17 protein-coding genes are annotated in these 19,452 nt (G+C 69.8%); 12 read left to right on the forward strand and 5 right to left on the reverse strand.

Annotation, left to right across the window (positions count from 1 at the left end):
* The first annotated feature begins 8 nt into the window (after window positions 1-8).
* Window positions 9-1,214, forward strand: a complete 1,206-nt coding sequence (locus FOZ76_RS03195; RefSeq protein ID WP_211365978.1) for a multidrug effflux MFS transporter — start codon at window positions 9-11, stop codon at window positions 1,212-1,214.
* A gap of 493 nt (window positions 1,215-1,707) precedes the next feature.
* On the opposite strand, the gene FOZ76_RS03200 is transcribed toward FOZ76_RS03195, so the two are convergent.
* Together FOZ76_RS03200 and FOZ76_RS03205 are read right to left on the reverse strand one after the other, a co-directional pair.
* Complete coding sequence (locus FOZ76_RS03200; protein ID WP_342781859.1) at window positions 1,708-2,589, reverse strand: SDR family NAD(P)-dependent oxidoreductase; 882 nt, start codon at window positions 2,587-2,589, stop codon at window positions 1,708-1,710.
* 48 nt (window positions 2,590-2,637) lie between these two features.
* Complete coding sequence (locus FOZ76_RS03205; protein ID WP_143946684.1) at window positions 2,638-4,116, reverse strand: flavin-containing monooxygenase; 1,479 nt, start codon at window positions 4,114-4,116, stop codon at window positions 2,638-2,640.
* A gap of 238 nt (window positions 4,117-4,354) precedes the next feature.
* On the opposite strand from FOZ76_RS03205, the gene FOZ76_RS03210 reads away from it, so the two are divergent.
* The 5 genes from FOZ76_RS03210 (at window position 4,355) to FOZ76_RS03230 (ending at window position 9,057) form a co-directional block, all read left to right on the forward strand.
* Window positions 4,355-5,497, forward strand: coding sequence for an AraC family transcriptional regulator (locus FOZ76_RS03210; RefSeq protein ID WP_143946685.1), 1,143 nt, complete (start codon window positions 4,355-4,357; stop codon window positions 5,495-5,497).
* 145 nt (window positions 5,498-5,642) lie between these two features.
* Window positions 5,643-6,416, forward strand: coding sequence for a YoaK family protein (locus tag FOZ76_RS03215; protein ID WP_246129269.1), 774 nt, complete (start codon window positions 5,643-5,645; stop codon window positions 6,414-6,416).
* A gap of 50 nt (window positions 6,417-6,466) precedes the next feature.
* On the forward strand, window positions 6,467-6,910 hold the full coding sequence (locus tag FOZ76_RS03220) for a DUF1178 family protein (protein WP_143946686.1): 444 nt from the start codon (window positions 6,467-6,469) through the stop codon (window positions 6,908-6,910).
* A 74-nt stretch (window positions 6,911-6,984) separates the two neighbouring features.
* Window positions 6,985-7,731: a 23S rRNA (guanosine(2251)-2'-O)-methyltransferase RlmB gene (gene rlmB / locus FOZ76_RS03225; protein ID WP_143946687.1), complete on the forward strand. Its 747-nt coding sequence runs from the start codon at window positions 6,985-6,987 to the stop codon at window positions 7,729-7,731.
* Window positions 7,732-7,770: 39 nt separating this feature from the next.
* Window positions 7,771-9,057 carry a cystathionine gamma-synthase family protein gene (locus tag FOZ76_RS03230; protein ID WP_425473227.1) on the forward strand — a complete coding sequence of 429 codons (1,287 nt, stop codon included), beginning with the start codon at window positions 7,771-7,773 and terminating at the stop codon, window positions 9,055-9,057.
* Here the strand turns inward: FOZ76_RS03230 and FOZ76_RS03235 are convergent.
* Complete coding sequence (locus FOZ76_RS03235) at window positions 9,038-10,081, reverse strand: sensor histidine kinase (protein ID WP_143946688.1); 1,044 nt, start codon at window positions 10,079-10,081, stop codon at window positions 9,038-9,040. The two genes, FOZ76_RS03230 and FOZ76_RS03235, sit on opposite strands and share 20 nt — an antisense overlap.
* 127 nt (window positions 10,082-10,208) lie before the next feature.
* Here FOZ76_RS03235 and FOZ76_RS03240 point away from each other — a divergent pair, with 127 nt between their 5' ends.
* The 6 genes from FOZ76_RS03240 to FOZ76_RS03265 all read left to right on the forward strand — a co-directional run bounded on the left by FOZ76_RS03240 (window position 10,209) and on the right by FOZ76_RS03265 (window position 15,349).
* Window positions 10,209-10,976, forward strand: coding sequence for a response regulator transcription factor (locus FOZ76_RS03240; RefSeq protein ID WP_246129270.1), 768 nt, complete (start codon window positions 10,209-10,211; stop codon window positions 10,974-10,976).
* Window positions 10,973-12,034 carry a threonine aldolase family protein gene (locus FOZ76_RS03245; RefSeq protein ID WP_143946689.1) on the forward strand — a complete coding sequence of 354 codons (1,062 nt, stop codon included), beginning with the start codon at window positions 10,973-10,975 and terminating at the stop codon, window positions 12,032-12,034. The genes FOZ76_RS03240 and FOZ76_RS03245 overlap by 4 nt, the downstream gene beginning before the upstream one ends.
* A 27-nt stretch (window positions 12,035-12,061) precedes the next feature.
* Window positions 12,062-12,763: an alpha/beta fold hydrolase gene (locus tag FOZ76_RS03250; RefSeq protein ID WP_143946690.1), complete on the forward strand. Its 702-nt coding sequence runs from the start codon at window positions 12,062-12,064 to the stop codon at window positions 12,761-12,763.
* Window positions 12,760-13,341, forward strand: a complete 582-nt coding sequence (locus tag FOZ76_RS03255) for a DUF924 family protein (RefSeq protein ID WP_143946691.1) — start codon at window positions 12,760-12,762, stop codon at window positions 13,339-13,341. Before FOZ76_RS03250 ends, FOZ76_RS03255 begins: the two co-directional genes overlap by 4 nt.
* A gap of 118 nt (window positions 13,342-13,459) precedes the next feature.
* Window positions 13,460-14,437 carry a quinone oxidoreductase family protein gene (locus FOZ76_RS03260; protein ID WP_143946692.1) on the forward strand — a complete coding sequence of 326 codons (978 nt, stop codon included), beginning with the start codon at window positions 13,460-13,462 and terminating at the stop codon, window positions 14,435-14,437.
* Window positions 14,438-14,443: 6 nt separating this feature from the next.
* A complete protein-coding gene (locus tag FOZ76_RS03265) occupies window positions 14,444-15,349 on the forward strand; it encodes an aspartyl/asparaginyl beta-hydroxylase domain-containing protein (protein ID WP_143946693.1) in 906 nt (301 codons plus the stop codon).
* A gap of 155 nt (window positions 15,350-15,504) precedes the next feature.
* Here the strand turns inward: FOZ76_RS03265 and FOZ76_RS03270 are convergent, their stop codons facing one another.
* Window positions 15,505-16,515, reverse strand: a complete 1,011-nt coding sequence (locus FOZ76_RS03270) for a class 1 fructose-bisphosphatase (RefSeq protein WP_143946694.1) — start codon at window positions 16,513-16,515, stop codon at window positions 15,505-15,507.
* Entirely contained in the window at window positions 16,512-19,235 is a 2,724-nt protein-coding gene (gene pepN, locus FOZ76_RS03275; protein ID WP_143946695.1) for an aminopeptidase N, read from the reverse strand. The genes FOZ76_RS03270 and pepN overlap by 4 nt, the downstream gene beginning before the upstream one ends.
* Window positions 19,236-19,452 lie beyond the last annotated feature (217 nt).

A 19,452-nucleotide genomic window follows, 5' to 3' on the forward strand; every position in this document is an offset into this window, starting at 1 on the left:
TCCCCCGTATGAGCCGCTGGCTCGCGCTGATGGGGTTGTTGACGATGACCGGCCCGCTGGCCATCGACATGTACCTCCCGGCCTTTCCTTCCATGACCGAGGCGCTTGCCGCGCCGCCCGGCGCGGTCGAGCGCACGCTCGCGCTGTACCTGATCGGCATGGCGGCCGGGCAGCTCCTCTACGGGCCGGCGAGCGATCGCTTCGGACGCAAGGCGCCGCTGTACGTGGGGCTGGCTCTGTTCACCATGGCGTCGATCGGGTGCGCGACGGCGAGTTCGATCGAGACGCTCACCGTCTGGCGCGTCGTGCAGGCGCTGGGCGGCAGCGCCTGCATGGTGGTGCCGCGCGCGGTGATCCGCGATCACTACGACACCCAGGGCGCCGCGCGCGCCATGTCGCTGCTCATGCTGGTGATCGGCGTGGCGCCGGTGCTCGCGCCGATTCTCGGCGCCCAGGTGCTGCTGGTGGCGAGCTGGCGGGCGGTGTTCGGCATCCTCGCCCTGATCGGTGCCGGCCTGCTGGTGGCCCTGCATTTCGGCATGCGCGAGACGCTGCCCGCGGAGCGCCGCGTCCAGGTGAACCTGCGCTCGATGTTCGTCACCTACGGCGAACTCCTGCGCCATCGCCATTTCCTCTTCATGGCGCTGGCCGGCGGGCTGGGGATGGGCGGCCTGTTCGCGTACGTGGTGGGCGCGCCGCGCACCCTGATCGAGTACTTCGGCCTGTCGCCGCAGATGTTCAGCCTGCTCTTCGCGCTGAATGCGATCGCCATGACCGTGGCCTCGCAGGTCAATGCCCGCCTGCTCACCCGCCTGCATCCGCAGCGCGTGGTGCGCGTCGTGCTCTGGGTGCTGCCGCTGGTCGGGCTGACCGGGCTCGCGTTGTCGCTCGCGGGCTGGCTCACTGTCCCGCTCTTCGTGGCGGTGATCATGGCCTACATGGCCTGCCAGGGCTTCGTTGGCCCCAACAGCGCGGCGCTGGCATTGCAGGGGCAGGGCGGGCGCCTGGGCGCGGCCTCGGCGATGCTGGGTACCCTGCAGTTCACCAGCGGTACGGTGATCGGGCTGGCCGTGAGCGCCTGGGATTCGGGCAACGCCACCTCGCTGCTGGCCATCATCGCGACCGCCGGCACGCTCGCCTGCCTGTCCGGCCGGTACGCGCTGCAGGAGTCGGCGCGCGCCGCGCGCGAGGCGGCGCAGGCGCGCTCGGCCTGACGCCGCGGCAACGTACGCACCGGGTAGGCGCGGCTTTCTTGCTAGAATCGCGCCTTTGCCGCTGCCCGAGTGGTGAAATCGGTAGACACAAGGGACTTGAAGACTATTTGAGCCCTCGCGGGGAAACCGGCGAGGTGTAGCCCGTCAAATTCGGCGAACGCCCTGGCCCGAGTGCCGCGCCAACGCCGAGCCAAGCCCGCGCCATCCAGGCCGCGGGAAGGTGTAGAGAGCAGACGGCGGGCACCTAAGGCCGCGAGGCTAGGGTGAAGGCGTGCTCCAGACCACGAACGCGGCGCAAGGCCGCGGCGGCGAAAGCCGAAGTGGTACGAAAATCCCTCGGCCTCGCGGCCGTGCCGGTTCGATTCCGGCCTCGGGCACCAACCAATTGAAGATTGTCGACGCGGGCAGCGCCGCCGCGTAGCGGTGGTGTGGGAACTCACCGGCGCATCAGGGCCATGGCGTCAGCAGGCCCCAGGCGCCCGCCGCTGCGTGTTCAGCCCGCCTGCATCTTGTTGAGCGGGTGGTCGGGAGGGCGCTGGAAATCGGGGTCCCAACTGTGCCGCGGGCCGACCATCAGGCCACCGTCGACCAGCAGGTGCGCCCCGGTCACGAACGCCGCGGCGTTGCTCGCGAGGAACATCACCACCTGGGCGACGTCTTCGGGCATGCCGGGCTTGCGCAGCGGCTGGGTAAAAGGGGCTGTGTGGGTCAGGTACTCCTGCATTTCGGCGGCGAGTTCGGGCTGTTCGGCGGCATAGCTCGCGGTGAAGATCCCGGTCAGGATCAGCCCCGGGCAGATCGCGTTGACCCGGATATTGTGGCGGGCAAGCTCGGCGGCGGCGACTTTCGTGAAATGCAGGACACCGGCCTTTGCCACCGAATAGGCGAGGGGCGCATTGCCTGCCGACAGTGCCGCCACCGACGCCGTATTGACGATCGAGCCGCCCCCTGCCTTTTTCATGAGCGGCACGGCCAGCTTGGTGCCCAGCGCGACCGAGCCCAGCAGCAGCGACATCGTTGCGTCCCACGCAGCCATCTCCATATCCGCGATGCCGAGCGGCGTGCCGCCGGCTCCCGCGTTGTTGAACAGGATGTCGAGACGGCCATGGCGCTGCTCGATCGTCGACATGACTTCGGCGAACTGCGCCTCGTCGGTCACGTCGAGCGCCATGGCCTGCATCCTGCCCGCGGACCCGCGCGCGGTCTCTTCGGCGCCGTCGAGGTTGCGGTCGCCGATCACGACGGTCGCGCCGTTGGCCGCCATCGCGCGCGCGGTGGCGCGGCCGATGCCCGAAGCGCCGCCGGTCACGAGTGCTATTTTTCCATCCAGTCCAGTCATTTGCGCAACGCCGGTGGTGTCGGGATCAAGAGGCATCGAAGAAGTCTCGGTCAGGGTGGTCGAGTCGGGGCGCAAGGCGGCGCCTCATCGGTAGGCGAGTGCGCTTTCGCCGGGGTGCACGGCAGGCAGGATGGCGCGCTCTTCGTCGTACTCCAGATCGTGCCGCCAGGGGTGGCGATCGCCTTGCCGGTACATGCGTTCCTGGGCGCGCATCACGTAGCCGGCGTTGAAGTTCTCGGGCTCGATCCATGGCCGGCGCGGCATCCCGGCATCTTCGCCGGCGATCGTGGGCACCACCACCGTGCGGCCTTGCTGGTACATATGCTTGACGATGCGGCAGATCAGCTCGCAGGCCAGGTCCACGCGCAGCGTCCAGCTAGAGCGGAAATAGCCCTGAAGGTAGGCCATGTTGGGCACGCCCTCGATCATCACGCCCCGGTAGGTGACGTGCCGGGTGAAGTCCACCGGCTCGCCGTCAAGGTTGAAGGGCACGCCCCCGAAGAGCTTCAGGTTGAAGCCGGTGGCAGTGACGATGATGTCGGCATCGAGGTGCTGGCCGCCGGTCAGTTGGATGCCCGTGGCGTCGAAGCGCTCGATGGTGTCGGTGACCACCGAGGCCTTGCCGCTGCGGATGGCGGCAAATAGATCGCCCTCGGGCACCAGGGCCACGCGCTGCTGCCAGGGGCGGTAGCTGGGGTTGAAGTGCCGGTCCACGTCGAAGCCTTCGGGCAGGTGGCCGCGGATCTGGTCGATCAGGTAGGCGCGCAGCTCCTGCGGGTGCTCGAAGGACATGCGCACCACCTCGGCGCTCCTGGCCAGGTGCGCGCGCTTGAGGATTTCATGCATCCACTCGTCGGGCAGGTCGAGCGCGCGCAGCGGTGCCTCCAGCTCGTGCGACCAGGGCTGGGCGGAGAAAAAGGTCGGAGAACGCTGCAGCATGGTGATGTGTTCCACCTGCCCGGCCAGCGCCGGGATCAGCGTGGCTGCGGTGGCGCCCGAGCCGATGACCACTACCCGCTTGCCGCTGCAGTCCAGGTCCTGCGGCCAGTGCTGCGGATGCACCATCTGGCCCTGGAAGTCGCGCAGGCCCGGCCATGGCGGCGTGTAGCCCTGGGCGTGGTCGTAGTAGCCCGAGCACATCCACAGAAAGCGGGTGGCAAGGGTCAGCGTCTCGCCCGAGCCGGTACGCGTGACCTGCAGCGTCCAGCACCGATCCGCGGACGACCAGTTGGCGGCGCTCACCTGGTGGCCGTAGTGGATGTGCGGCGCCAGGCCGTCCTCCTCGATCACCTCGCCCAGGTAGGCGCGGATTTCGTCGGCCATGGCGATCGAGCGTCCGCGCCAGGGCTTGAAGCCATAGCCATAAGTGTAGAGGTCGCTGTCGGAGCGGGCGCCCGGGTAGCGGTGGGTCCACCAGGTGCCGCCGAAGCCCTCCAAGGCGTCGAGCAGGGCGAACCGGCTTTCGGGGAAGCGCTCGCGCAGGTAGTGGGCCGCACCGATGCCGGAGATGCCGGCGCCGACGATGAGAAAGTCGAACGTTTCGCCGTCGGCGGGCAAGGTCATGAGCTGGTCTCCTGCGAAGCGCCATGCAGCGCACCTGCTGCGGCGCAGGCCGCGTCGCCGGCAGAACGGGCCAGGGTTTGCCATGCATCGTCTTGCATGCGTTGTCTCCTTCTTTTTTCATGGGCGCAGCCCGTCGCGCGGGCGGCCACGCCTACTATAGGAAAGGGTTCGCGCGCGGTCTTGTCATTTTCAAGGTGCGAACTATCATTTCCCGACAGATTCCCGCCGGCCGCTTCCGATGCCCACCATTGCCCGCCCCCTGGTGCCCGCCCGCTACTTCCTGTTGATGGAAGATTGTCTTCAGGCGGCCGGCACGTCGCTGGACGCCCTGGTGCGGGAAAGCGGCATCGATCCCGGGCAGTTCAGGCAAACCCATTTCGCCCTCACCCCGCCGCAGTTCGAGCATCTGCTGGCCCGCGCCGTGTGCGTGACCGGGCGCAGCGACTTCGGCTTCGAGTGGGGGCGACGGCTGCGGCAGAACTCCCACGGCATCCTGGGATACGCGCTGATGTCGTACCCCACCCTGGACCAGGGGCTGCGCCAGAGTGCCCGCTATTTCACGCTGATGAACCCGATGTTCCGGATGGTCTACCAGCGCACGGGCCGGCACGCCGAGATCGTCTACCGGCCCGCGCTGCCCATGCGCGGGCAGACGCTGAACCAGATGCTGGAACTGCTGCCCGTGTCCGCGCACACGCACTGCCGCCCCCTGCTGCGCGACCCGCACGTGCCCTATGACATCTATCTGCCGATGAAGGCACCGCCGCATGCTTACCGCTACCGGGAGCTGGCGCCGGCGCGCGTGCATTTCGGCGCGTCGTCCGTACCCGAGGTCCGCATGGTGGTGGACAACTGGAGCCTGGACGCGCCTTCGCCGACCCACAGCCCGCACGCCGTGCGTCTCGCCGAGGAGCAGTGCGAGCTGTTGATGCGTCGCCGGGACGACCCCATGGATTGGACCGAATGGGTGGGCATGGTGCTGAACGAGGTCGAGGGCGGCCAGCTATCCCTGGAGGGCTGCGCCCGGCTGCAGGGTATCTCGGCCCGGGCGCTCGAGCGCCGCCTGAAGAAGGAGGGCAGCCACTTTCGCGACCTGGCCATCGAGGCGCGCCATGCGCGCGCGCGCCGGCTGCTGGCGCAGCGCAATGCGTCGGTCTCGCAGATCGCCTATCAGCTCGGCTTCACCGACGTGGCGAACTTCAGCCGTGCCTTTCGTCGCGTCCACGGCGTCACGCCGTCCGAATACCGGGCCGGCATCACCGCGGCTCAAAGCGCAAGCCGTTCCCCCTCGGCGCTTGCAAGCGCCTCGGATGCGCCAGGCACACCAGCGTCCGCAGGGGCTATGGTGTATCCGGACTCATCCATCGAGGGGGAAGGCTAGCGAGGCCAGCCCGTCCTGGCGCAAGGGCCGGGCGCAGCCGGTGCGCGAGGCATGGCCGGCGGGGGAGTGGACGGGCGCCGGTGCTACCATCCTTGTCGGGCATGCTGCCCGTCCGTATTTCGCGGCCGCCGGCGGTGCCCGCTTCATGCAGGATTCACGCGTGTTTCTCGATCTCATGCGCAGCATGGCGGGGCCGCAGCGCACCCCGAGCGGCAACCGGCGGCTCGGGGTGCTGCTGGCCTTCGTGGCCGGCGCGGCCAATGCCGGGGGCTTTCTCGCCATCGGCCACTACACCTCGCACATGACCGGCATCATCTCGGCGATGGCCGATGCCCTGGCCCTGTGGCAGGTGCCGCTGGTGCTGGGCGGCTTCGCCGCGCTGGGCTTTTTCGTCGGGGGCGCGGCCACGGCGGCGATCTGCATCAACTGGGCGCGCCGCCAGCGCCTGTACAGCGAGTACGCGCTGCCCCTGGTGATCGAGGCGGCGCTGCTCCTGGCGTTCGGGCTGTTGGGCGGGCTCATCGACGCCGTGCGCTGGTGGTACACGCCGCTCACCGTGCTGCTGCTCTGCTACACCATGGGCCTGCAGAACGCGCTCATCACCAAGGTGTCGCGCGCCGAAATACGCACCACGCACGTGACGGGCATCGTCACCGACCTCGGCATCGAGTTCGGCAAGTGGGTGTACTGGAACCGCAACCGCCAGGCCGAGTATCCCCTGGTGCGCGCCGACCGCCAGCGCATGCGCCTGCTCGGCGCGCTGCTCGCGGCCTTCTTCGGCGGTGGCGTGGCGGGCGCGCTGGCGTTCTCGCACATGGGGTTCAGCGCCACGCTGCCCCTGGCCGCTCTCTTGCTGGCCGTGGCCCTGCTGCCCCTGCTCGATGACGCGCGGCGGCTGCGCCGCGGCGGCGTGTCCTGAACCCTGCGGGCCGGACGGCAGCCGCGCGGCCGATCGCTTACAATATTTGCATGGCGCTCAAAGTATTCGATTTGGCCTGCGCGGCCGGGCATGTCTTCGAGGGATGGTTCGCCTCGCGTGAGGACTATGACACCCAGCGCGAGCGCGGCCTGTTGCAGTGCCCCGTCTGCGACAGCCGAGAGGTTTCGCGCCAGGCTTCCGCGGCGCGCCTGAACGTCTCCGGCGCGCGCGAGCCGAGGCAGGCCGAGCCCGCCCAGCACGCCGAGCTGTCCCAGGCGCAGGCCGAAGTCCTGCGCCAGATGCGCCGGGCGCTGCGCGCCGCCGAGAACGTGGGCCCGCGCTTCGCCGAGGAGGCGCGCCGCATGCACGAGGGCGATGCGCCCGAACGCATGATCCGCGGCACGGCCAGCCAGGCCGAGAGCCGGGCACTGCTCGAGGAAGGCATCGCGGTCATGCCGGTGCCCGACATCCTCGACGACGACCGTTTGCAGTAACCGCAGCGCGCGGGCCCGCCGGCCGCGCGCCGTTCTTCCGTTCATTCTTCGCTTTCAACGCCACTTCGCGCCTCATGTCCTCCACTCAGCTCCTGGTCGGTTTCCATGCAGTCACGGCGCGCCTGCGCCACGGCCCGGAGACGATCCGCGAGGTCTACGTCGACGCCACCCGGCGCGATCGCCGCATGACCAGTCTCGTCGAACAGCTCCAGGCCGCCGGCCGGCGCGTGCATCCGGTCGCCGTCGAGCGCCTGGACGGCATGGCCAAGGGCGGCCGCCACCAGGGGGTGCTCGCCACGGCCGAGGCGGTCGCGCTCGCGCACGACCTGGACGAAGTCCTGGACGAGCTGGACGGCACGCCGGCGTTCCTGCTCATCCTCGATGGCGTGACCGACCCGCACAACCTGGGCGCCTGCCTGCGCACTGCGGACGGGGCGGGCGCGCACGCCGTGGCCGCACCGCGCGACCGCGCCGCGGGCCTGAACGCCACCGTGCAGCGCGTGGCCTGCGGCGCGGCCGATACGGTGCCCTACATCACCGTCACCAACCTCGCGCGCACGCTGCGCAGCCTGAAGGAGCGCGACGTCTGGGTCGTCGGCACCGACGACCAGGCCATCGACACGCTCTACGACGTCGACGCCACCCGGCCGATCGCCTGGGTGCTGGGCGCCGAGGGCGAGGGCATGCGCCGCCTCACGCGCGAGACCTGCGACCAGTTGGTGCGCATCCCGATGCAGGGCGCGGTCGAGAGCCTGAACGTCAGCGTGGCCTCGGCCGTCTGCCTGTATGAAACCGTGCGCCAGCGCACCTCCCGTCGATAAAGCAGGGCAGCGCCTGCCCTGCGCCAGGAAAACTTGATCATGTCTTACGGACTCACCACCCGCGTGCTGCACGCCGACCGCCAGGGCGACATCGAACACGGCGCAGTGCACAAGCCCATGCATCCCTCGGCTGCCTATCGCTACGACGACGTCAACGACCTCGTCGGGGTATTCCAGAACACGCGCGCGGGCTATTCCTACGCACGCCAGGGCACGCCGACCACGGCGGCGCTCGAGGCCAAGGTCAACCTGCTCGAGGGCGGGCGCGGCACGGTGAGCTTCGCCACCGGCATGGGCGCGCTGGCGGCGCTGTTCACCACGCTGCTGCGCGCGGGCGATCACCTGGTCAGCAGCCAGTACATCTTCGGCAACACCAACAGCCTGCTGGGCACGCTGCAGGCGCTGGGCGTGGAGGTGTCGATGGTCGACGCCACCGACGCGCAGGCCGTGGCCCAGGCCATACGCCCGAACACCCGCATGGTGTTCGTCGAGACCATCGCCAATCCGGGCACCCAGATCGCGGACCTGGCGGGCATCGGTGAGCTGTGCCGCGAGCGCGGCCTGCTCTACGTCGTGGATAACACCATCTCCACGCCTTACCTGTATCGTCCGGCAGTGCACGGCGCGGGGCTGGTGATGAACTCGCTCACCAAGTACATCTGCGGGCACGGCAATGCGCTGGGCGGCGCCATCACCGACACGGGCTGCTTCGACTGGTCGAACTATCCCGGCATCAGCGAGGTGTACCGCAAGGGCGATCCGGCCAACTGGGGCCTGATGCAACTGCGCAAGAAAGGCCTGCGCGACATGGGCGCGACGCTGTCGTCCGAATCGGCGCACCGCATCGCGGTGGGCGCCGAGACCCTTGCCCTGCGCATGGAGCGCGCCTGCCACAACGCCTTGACGCTGGCGCGGCGGCTGGCCGAGCACCCCGGCGTGGCCCGGGTGCACTATGCCGGCCTGGCGACGCATCCGCAGCATGCGCGGGCCACCGAGTATTTCGGGGTCGGCGTGGGCGAAGGCCGCCGCGAACCGCGCTACGGGGCGCTGCTCAGTGTGGAGCTGGCCGAAGGCCTGGACTGCCTGGCTTTCCTCAATGCGCTGGACATCGTGGTGCTCTCCACGCACCTGGGCGACAGCCGCACGCTGGCCCTGCCTGCCGCGCACACCATCTATCACGAGATGGGGCCCGTCAAGCGCGCGCAGATGGGCATTCCCGACAGCCTGGTCCGCGTCTCCGTGGGCATCGAGGACACAGCGGACCTGGTCGCCGACTTCGAGCGTGGCCTGGCCGCGGTGATGGACGTCAGGCGGCCTGCCGCCTGAGCGGCATACGCAGCACGAAGCGGCATCCGCCCTCGGGGCGGTTGTGCGCCTGCAGCGTGCCGCCGTGGCTTTCGGCGATGCGCCGGGCCACGAACAGGCCCAGGCCGGTGCCGGGCTGGCCGACGGCGCCGCGGCCGCGGTAGTGGCGATGGAACACACGTTCGCGCTCGGCCTCGGTCAGGCCCGGGCCATGATCGAGCACGTCGATGCAGGCCTCGTCCCCGTCGACGCGGGCCGACATCTCGACCGGCGCTCCCGGCGCGTACTTGAGCGCGTTGTGCACCAGGTTGGAAAGCAGGATCTCGAGCAGCGCGGCGTCGGCCTCGAGCACGATGTCTTCCACGTGCGCTGCGCGCAGCCAGCCGGGCGCGCCATGCGCCTCGATCACCTGGCGCACGAGCGGGGCGAGCGCCACCGCCTGCAGGTCGGGGGCCACCGCGCCCGCCTGTTCGATGCCCGGGTGCAGTTCGTCGACGAGCTGGGCCAGCCGCCCGGCGGCCCGGCGCAGGCGCGCCAGGCGCGCCTGGGAGGCCGCTTCCCGGGGCGGCGAGGTGTGCGCCAGCGCGTCGACGGCCATGTCGATCACGCTGAGCGGTGTACGCATTTCGTGCGCGATCATGGCCAGGCGGTCGGACTGCCCGGCCACGCTGCGGTAGAGCTGGTCGACGCGCTGCTGCAGCTTGCGCTGTACCGCTTTGCGCGCATCGATTTCGGCCTGCCGCGTTTGCGTGCGCCGCAGCAACTGGCGCGCGGCGATGCGCTCGATGCTCTCGAGCAGTTGCCGGCGCATGGCTTGCGTGAGGCCTGCGCTGCTGCGCTGGCGCAGCACGGCGCCGGTCAGCCATAGGCAGAGCAGGGCGATGTAGCCCAGGGCGATCGCGCCCAGCTCCCACGCCAGCCGATCGAAGAGGGCGAGCGCGGCCAGGCCGAAGGCGAGCACGCCGGCGGCCCATGCGATGAGCAGCGAGGTGGCGCCCGTGGTGGCGAAAGTGACGCCCGGGGCGCCGCGAAAGTGTTCTGGCATACTCTTGAGGTTTGATCGGTCCGGATGGCCCGGTTCGCGCGCGCAATGCGCCGGGCAGGCCCAAGTCTGCCACGCGCTCGCCCTTCATGCGGAGCACGGGCGTCGTACGCAGGAAAAGCACTCACGCATGAGCTCAGACACCATGATGCCGGAACCGGCGCTATTGCCGGCCGCTATCCGCGCGCAACCCGTCGTGGGGCTGCTGGAGGACGACGACGATCTGCGCGAGGAACTGCGCACGGGCCTGGAGCGGATGGGGTTCGCCGTCTGGGACTGTGCGACGGCGGCGGATTTTCACGCCGAGCTGGGACGCCGGCCCTGCCACGTCGCCATCATCGACGTCGGCCTGCCCGACGAGGACGGCTTCTCCGTCTCCGCGCGGCTGCGCGTCCTGAGCCAGGTCGGCATCGTGATGCTGAGCGGGCGCAGCGCCATCGAGGACCGCGTCCGCGGCCTGCAGGGCGCGGCCGACGCCTACCTGGTCAAGCCGGTCGACCTGCGCGAGCTCGCCGCGGTGCTGACGGCCGTGCTGCGCCGGGCCTGGGCCGGGGCGGATACGCCGACGGCGCGCAGTGCGTCGGCCCAGAGCGACGATTGGCGCGTCGATGTGGCCGAGCGCGCGCTGGTTGCGCCCGGCGACGCATGGCGGTTGCGCTTGACGCAGTCCGAGTCCGCCATGCTCGTGCACCTGCTCGGGCGCGGCGGCGAGCCGGCTTCCCGACAGCAGATCCTCGAAGCCATCGATCCCCTGGCCGGCGGCGAGCACGAACTGCATCGCGTCGACATGCTCGTCTCGCGCCTGCGCCGCAAGGCCGAATCGGTCGGCGTCGAACTGCCGATCCGTTCGGTGCGCGGCCATGGCTACCGTTTTGCCCTCAGCAGGAACGACGAATGATATTCGGCAGCGACAACATGGTCGGCGCCTCGCCCCGCGTGCTGGCGGCGATCCAGGCGGCGAACGAAGGCACGGCGCCCTCGTATGGCGCGGACCCGTGGTGCGCGGCCGCGCTCGCTGCGCTGGGCGAGGTCTTCGAGCGGCCGGTGCAGGCATACTTCGTGAGCACCGGCACCGTGGCCAACTCGCTGGCGCTGGCCGCGCTCGTGCCGCCCTGGGGCGCCGTGCTGTGCCAGCGGGACGGGCACGTACTGGCCGACGAGTCGAGCGCGCCCGAGTTCTTCACCGGCGGCGCGCGCCTGGTGCCGCTCGCGCCCGTCGCCGGCAAGCTCACCCCCGAGGTGGTGGCGGCCCGCCTCGCCAACACGGGACACCCGCCGCACCATGCCGTGCCGCGCGCGCTGTCGATCACGCAGGCCAACGAGCGCGGCCTGGTCTACACGCCGGACGAGGTGGCGGCGCTGGCCCGGTGCGGACGCGGGCACGGGCTGCGCATGCACATGGACGGCGCGCGCTTTGCCAACGCGGTGGCGAGCCTGGGCTGTTCGCCGGCGGAACTCACCTGGAAGGCCGGGGTGGACGTGCTGTGCCTGGGCGCCTCCAAGAACGGCGCGCTGATGGCCGAGGCGGTGGTGTTCTTCGACGCCGCGCTGGCGCGCGACTTCGAGTTCCGCGTCAAGCGGGCCGGGCAGATGGCCGCCAAGGCCCGTTTCTTCGGCGCCCAGTTCGGCGCCTGGCTGGCCGACGGACACTGGCTGGCGCTGGCGCACGGAGCGAACGCGGTGGCGGCGCGTCTGGCGGCGGGCCTGGATGGCGTGCCGGGCGTGCGCCGCGTGTGGCCGGTGCAGGCCAACGAAGTGTTCGTCGTGCTGCCGCGCGCCCTGGGCGAGCGTCTGCGCGCGCAGGGCGCGGTGTTCTACGACTGGCCCGAGGACACGCTGCCCGAAGGGCAGGCCCTCGGCGCGCACGAGATGCTGGTACGCTTTGTGGCGTCCTTCGCCAGCCGGCCGGAGGATGCGGATGCATTGATCGCGGCCGCCGCGGCCGCGGGCGCCTGAGGGCGTCCTCACCAAGGAGACGGGAAGATGAGCAAACCCTGCCTGCTGCTGTTGCCGGGCATGTTGAATACCGAGACGGCATGGTCGCGCGTCACACCGCTGCTGCGCGATGTGGCCGACATCCGGATCGCCGACTTCACGACGCAGGACAGCATCGAGGCGATGGCGCGCAGCGCCTGGGCGCTGGCCGAGGGGTACGACAAGGTGGCGATCGCCGGGTTCTCCATGGGTGGCTTCGTGGCCGCCGAGATGCTGGCCCAGCAGCCGGCGCGGGTGGGCCGGCTGGCGTTCATCGACACGTCGGTGCGCACCGAATCGCCCAAGCAGGCGGCGATCCGCGAGAAGGCGATCGCCGCGGCCAGCCAGGATTTCGAAGGCACCATCGTGGCCGGAGGCGGCAACAACCTGCACCCGGACCATCGCGCCGACGCGGTGCTGATCGGACTCGTGCGTGGCATGGCGCGGCAGGTGGGCCTGGATGCCTTCGTGCGCCAGAGCCGGGCGCTGATGCAGCGCAAGGACTACCGGCAGCTACTGGCGGGGGTGACCATGCCCGTGTCGATTCTTTGCGGCAAGAGCGACGAAATGACGCCGCCGCGGCTGTCCGAGGAGATGGCCGAGCTCGTGCCCGGCTCGCGGCTGGAGTGGATCGAGCCCGCCGCCCACATGACTCTGCTCGAACAGCCGGGCCAGGTGGCCGAGGCCCTGAAACGGTGGCTGGCGCGATGACGGCCCCCTGGCAGTCGGTGCTCGATTTCTGGTTCCTGCCGGCCGGTCAGCCCGGCCACATGGGCCAGCGCCAGGCCTGGTTCGCCAAGGACCCGGTCTTCGATGCCGAGGTGCGCGAGCGCTTCGGCCCCTGGGTCGAGCAGGCCCTGACGGGCGGGCTGCGCGACTGGGAGGCCCAGCCCGAGGGGGCGCTCGCCCGCGTGCTGCTGCTCGACCAGTTCCCCCGCAACGTCTTTCGCGACACGCCCCGGGCCTACGCCGGCGACGTGCCGGCCGTCGAGCTGGCGCTGCGCATGATCGACGCCGGCTGGGACCTGATGCTGCCGCCGGTGCAGCGCCAGTTCGTCTACCTGCCGCTGATGCACGCCGAGGACATCGCGCTGCAGGAGCGCTGCGTGGCGCTCTACACCGCGCTCGCCGCGCAGGCGCCCGAGCACCGCAGCGCGCTCGACTTCGCGTATCGCCATCGCGACATCGTCCTGCGCTTCGGCCGCTTTCCGCACCGCAACCAGGTGCTGGGCCGCGCCGGCACGGCCGACGAAGCCGAGTTCCTCAAGACGCCGGGTTCGTCGTTCTGACGGCGCAAGCGCGCGCGCACGATTACAATCGACGGTTGCACCGGGCGCCCCCTGCGGCGCCCGGCAGGCTTTCGTTCCCGCCGCTGTCGAACCCGCGGTCCCATCCAGGAGGCGTTTCATGTCCAAGGCCATACGCATCACGCAGAATGGCGGTCCCGAAGTGCTCAAGCTCGTCGACGTCGAAGTGCCGGCGCCGGCCGCCGACGAAGTCACGGTGCGCCATCATGCGGTCGGCCTGAACTTCATCGACATCTATTTTCGTTCCGGTCTCTACAAGCATCCGCTGCCGCACGGCCTGGGCAACGAGGCCGCCGGCGTGGTCGAGGCCGTGGGCAAGGACGTCGGGCACGTCAAGGTGGGCGATCGCGTGGCCTACGGCCAGAGCCCGATCGGCGCCTATGCCGAACGCCACAACGCCAAGGCGCTGCAGGTGGTCAAGCTGCCGGATTTCATCAGCTTCGAGCAGGCCGCGGCGATGATGCTCAAGGGCCTGACCGTGCAATACCTGTTTCGCCAGACCTACCGGCTGCAGGGCGACGAGACCATCCTCTTTCACGCGGCCGCGGGCGGCGTCGGCCTGATCGCCTGCCAGTGGGCGCGGGCGCTGGGCGTCAAGCTCATCGGTACGGTGTCCAGCCCGGAGAAGGCGGCCATCGCGCGCGAGCACGGCGCCTGGGCCACGATCGACTACACCCGCGAGAACATACCCGAGCGCGTGCGCGAACTCACCGGCGGGCGCAAGCTGCCGGTGGTGTACGACAGCGTGGGCAAGGACACCTGGGAGGCCTCGCTCGACTGCATCGAGCCGCGCGGCCTGATGGTCAGCTTCGGCAACGCGTCCGGGCCGGTCACCGGGGTGAACCTGGGCATCCTGGCCGCCAAGGGCTCGCTGTACGTGACGCGTCCCACGCTGGGCGCATACGCGGCCAGCCAGGAGAAGGTGCAGGCCGCGGCCGACGAGCTCTTCGGCCTGGTCGAGTCCGGGCGCATCAAGGTCAACATCGGGCAGCGCTACGCGCTTGCCGACGCGGCCAAGGCGCAGGAAGCGCTTGCGGCGCGCAAGACCACGGGCGCCACCGTTTTCATCGTGGACTGATACATCATGATCAAGTGGACCATCATCGGCCTCTGGCTGGCTGCGATCGCCTACGTGTATTTTCGCGGCCGGGTTCGCGTCAACTTCTTCCGGACCGTGGTGGACCACTCGGCAGTCCTCGCGCCGGTCAACGCCTTCATGTATCTCTTCTCGGCCGTGCCGGCCAGGCCCTACATCGCGGCGCAGGACATGCCCGCGGGGCTGCGCAAGCTCGACGACAATTGGGAAGTCATCCGGGAAGAGGCGCGCCGGCTGGCCGAGGCGCAACGCATCAAGGCGGCCGAGGCGAACAACGACGCGGGCTTCAACTCGTTCTTCAAGAGCGGCTGGAAGCGCTTCTACCTGAAGTGGTATGACGCCCAGCATCCGTCCGCCGAGGAGCTGTGCCCGCAGACCGTGCGCCTGTTGCGCGAGATTCCGCAGGTCAAGGCCGCGATGTTCGCGGTGCTGCCGCCGGGCGCCAAGCTCAACCCGCACCGCGACCCGTTCGCCGGCTCGCTGCGCTATCACCTGGGCCTGGATACGCCGAACAGCGACGCCTGCTTCATCGAGGTCGATGGCGAACGCTATAGCTGGCGCGACGGCCAGAGCGTGGTGTTCGACGAGACCTACATCCACTGGGCCGAGAACCGCAGCGACGAGATCCGCACCATCCTGTTCTGCGACGTGGAGCGCCCGCTCAAGTACGGCTGGGCCCAGCGTTTCAACCAGTGGTTCTCGCGCACGTTCATGACCGCTGCCAGTTCGCCCAACGACGCCGGCGACCAGACCGGCTGGGTCAACAAGCTGTTCCACGTCTCATGGGTGATGGGGCAGTACCGGCGCCGCTTCAAGCGCTGGAGCCCGGCGCTCTATCAGATCACCCGGGTGCTGGTGATCGTCGCCATCGTCGCCGCGATCATCTGGCTGTAGAGGCAGCGACTGTCGGAACTGACAGAACGCCTGCCGCTGGCGTGCATCGACGCGAACTGCCCGAGGGCCCCGGCTCAAGGCTCTTGTTCCGGCGCGGGTGTTGGAGCGCTGGCGGCCCGGACGAAGGGCCGCCAGCGGAGGCGATCGCCTGCCCCTCAGCCCTCGGCGTGATACGCCGTGACCAGCTCGACCTCGTTCTTCGAGCCCAGGAGCACGCTGACCCGCTCGTGCAGCCCTTGCGGCTGCACGTCCAGGATGCGCTGCTGGCCGTTGGTGGCGGCGCCGCCCGCCTGCTCGACCAGGAAGCTCATCGGGTTGGCCTCGTACAGCAGGCGCAGCTTGCCCGGCTTGCCGGGCTCGCGCGCATCCCAGGGGTACATGAAGATGCCGCCACGGGTCATGATGCGGTGAATGTCGGTGACCATCGAGGCGACCCAGCGCATGTTGAAATCCTTGCCGCGCGGGCCGGTCTTGCCGGCCAGGCATTCGTCGACGTAGCGGCGCACGGGCGGTGCCCAGTGGCGCGTGTTCGAGGTGTTGATGGCGAACTCCGCAGTGTCGGCCGGGATCTGCATGCGCTCGTGGGTCAGCAGCCACGAGCCCATTTCGCGATCCAGCGTGAAGCCGTACACGCCCGTGCCCACGGTCAGCACCAGCATGGTCTGCGGGCCGTAGAGCGCGTAGCCCGCGGCGACCTGTTGTCTGCCCGGTTGCAGGAAGTCGGCCTCGGTGGCCTCGCGGCCGTCGGCATCGGCCGGCATGCGCAGCACGGAGAAGATGGTGCCGATCGAGACGTTGACGTCGATGTTGGAGGAGCCGTCCAGCGGATCGAAAAGCAGCAGGTAGCCGCCGCGCGGATAGGGGTTGGGAATGGGGTGGATGGTGTCCATCTCCTCGGACGCCATGGCCGAGAGGTTGCCGCCCCATTCGTTGGCCTCGAGCAGGATCTCGTTGGAGATCACGTCGAGCTTCTTCTGGACTTCGCCCTGCACGTTCTCGGTGGTGAGGCTGCCGAGAACGCCGCTCAGGGCGCCCTTGCCGACGTGGTGGCCGATGGCCTTGCAGGCTCGCGCGACGACTTCGATGAGCAGGCGCACATCGGCGGGCAGGGCGCATTCGCTGCGCTGCTGCTCGATCAGGAACTGGGTGAGGGACTTGCGTTTCAAGCGGATATCTCCAGGGCTTTGGATACGATTTCGGTGACGTTGCGCGACAGGCCGGCCTGGCTGCGCACGCGTTCGAGCGCGGCGTGCATGGCGTCGCGCAGCACGGGCGCGTAACGCGTCCACTGCTCCAGGCCGCGGGCCAGCCTGGCCGCGATCTCGGGATTGAACGCATCCAGGGCCAGTACCTGCTCGGCCCAGAAGCGGTAACCCGCGCCGTCGGCGGCGTGGAAGTGGCGCGGATTGTTCAGGCAGAACTGGAACACCAGGGCGCGCGCGCGGTTCGGATTGCGCAGCGTGAAGTCGGAGTGGGCGAGCAGCTTGCGCACCTGGCCGGCGTCGGTGGTGCGTGCCGTGGCCTGCAGGGCGAACCATTTGTCCAGCATCAAGGGGTCGCGCCGGCTGCGCTGGTAGAAGTCCGCCAGGGCGGCATCGGCGGCTGCGCCCGGCGCATGGTTGACCAGCGCGGCGAGCGCCGCCAGGCGGTCGGTCATGTTGCCGGCATCGCGGTACTGCAGTTCGGCGAGCTCGCGCGCCGGCGCATCGCCGCCCGCGAGCAGATAGGACAGTGCAAGGTTCTTGAGATCGCGTCGGCCGGCCGACAGCGGATCGGGCGAGTAGGCGCCCGGGGTCTGGTTGTCGTCGATGGCTGCGCGCCATTGCCCGGCGAGATCGCGGCCCAGGCGGGCGCGGACCAGGTCGCGGGCCTGCGCCAGCGCGCCCGGGTCGATGGGCGACATGCGCTCGGCCAGGACTTTCTCGGCGGGCAGGTTGAGCGCGCGCGCGCGCCAGCCGGGGTCGACCTGCGGATCGTCGAGCACCGCGCGCCAGGCCTGCACGAGCTGGGCATCGTCGGGCGGCGTCGTGGCGCCGCTCGCGTGCGCCAGGATGTGGCGCGCGGCCAGCTCCTGGCCGGCTTCCCGGCGTGCGTAGGCGTTGGTGTCGTGGGCGAGCAGCAGGGCGAGGTCGCGGTCGGTGTAGTCGTACTCGACGATCACCGGCGCGGAGAAATCGCGCAGCAGCGACGGAACCGGATGGCCGGGCACGTCGGTGAACACCCAGTGCTGGCTCGCTTCGGTGAGCTCGAGCACGACGGTGTCGCTCGCCGCCGCGTCGCTGCCCGACAGGCGCAGCGGCAGCGGATGGCCCTGCGCATCGAGCAGGCCGATTTTGAACGGGATGTGCACGGGCGCCTTGTGCAGGCTGTCGCCGGCCAGGCGTTCGACGCCCACCGGCGCGCAGTGCTGCGCGAGCGTGACCGTGCACGTGCGGGCCTGGGCGTCGTAGGCGAGCGTCACGCGTACGCGCGGCGTACCGGCCTGGCGGTACCAGCGGCGGAACGCCGTGAGGTCGCGCTCCGGGTGCTGCGCGCGATAGACCGATTCCATGGCGTCGACGAAGTCGTCGCAGGTGACGGCCTGCCCGTCGTGGCGGCGGAAGTACTCGGCCATGCCCCGCTGGAAGCCCGCCTCGCCGAGCAGGGTGTGCTGCATGCGGATGACCTCGGCGCCTTTCTCGTACACCGTCGCGGTGTAGAAGTTGCCGATCTCCTGGTAGCTCTCCGGGCGGATGGGGTGCGCCATCGGGCCGGCGTCCTCGGGGAACTGGGCCGCGCGCAAGGCGATCACGTCGTCGATGCGCTTGACCGTGCGCGCGCTGGCCTGGGCCTTGGCGAGCGCGTCGCCGGTCAGGCCGGTGTCGGCCAGGGCCGCGGCCATCATGTCGGCGGTGAATTCCTGGTCGCGGAACACCGTGAGGCCTTCCTTCAGGCTGAGCTGGAACCAGTCGCGGCAGGTGACCCGGTTGCCGGTCCAGTTGTGGAAGTATTCATGGCCGATCACCGCCTCGATGGCGCTGTAGTTCGCGTCGGTGGCGCTGTCGGGGTCGGCCAGCACGTAGGCCGCGTTGAAGATGTTGAGCCCCTTGTTCTCCATGGCGCCCATGTTGAAGTCGCGCGCGGCGACGATCATGAAGCGGTCGAGGTCGAGCTCGAGGTCGAAGCGCGTTTCGTCCCAGCGCAGCGAGCGTTCCAGCGAGGCCAGCGCCCATTCGGTCTTGCCTTCGTTGCCCGGGTCGGTGTAGACCTGCAGCAGCACGTCGCGCCCCGAGCGCGTGCGCACGCGCTTCTCGGTCCAGGCGAGCTTGCCCGCCACCAGCGCGAAGAGATAGCACGGCTTGCGAAAAGGGTCTTCCCAGACGGCTTCGTGGCGGCCGTCGGCGAGCTCGCGCTGCGCGATCAGGTTGCCGTTGGAGAGCAACTGCGGGAAATCGGCCTTGGGCGCGCGCAAGGTGACGGTGTAGCGGCTCATCACGTCCGGACGATCCGGAAACCAGGTGATGCGCCGAAAGCCCTCGGCCTCGCACTGCGTGAAGAACACGCCGTTGGAGACGTACAGCCCCATGAGCGTGGCGTTCTCGGCCGGCCGGCAGCGGCTGACCAGCGTGAGGCGGGCGCGCTCGCCCAGGCCGGGGATGGTCAGCGTGGTCGGCGCCAGTTGGTAGGCGTGGCTCGCCAGCGGTTGGCCATCGACCGCGACCGAGACCAGTTCCAGATCCTCGCCGTCGAGCACGAGATCGCCCGGATGCTGGCGCACGACCTCCAGCTCGGCGGTCACGGTGGTGAGCGCCGGCTGGAGGTCGAAGGCGAGCGCCACCGTATCGACCGCGAAGGGATAGGGCTGGTAATCCTGGCGCCGGATGGTGACTGGCGTATCGCTGCGCATGGCTGACCTCGAAGGGAATGATGCATCGATTTTACGCGGTACGCGCGCCTATGCCGGCCGCCGATTACGCCCGCCGGGAAGGGCGCATCCGCCGCGCTGGCGGGCATGGCATATGCTTCAATTATTACCGTGTACGCCGCCGCGTCCCGGCGGCGACTGCGGACGGCCTGGCCAACGGCCATCATCGCCCCCGCACCGGGCGGGGAGGAGCATCATG

Origin of the sequence: Verticiella sediminum (genome assembly GCF_007558815.1) — a bacterium.
In the GTDB taxonomy this organism is placed as follows: Bacteria; Pseudomonadota; Gammaproteobacteria; order Burkholderiales; family Burkholderiaceae_B; genus Verticiella; species Verticiella sediminum.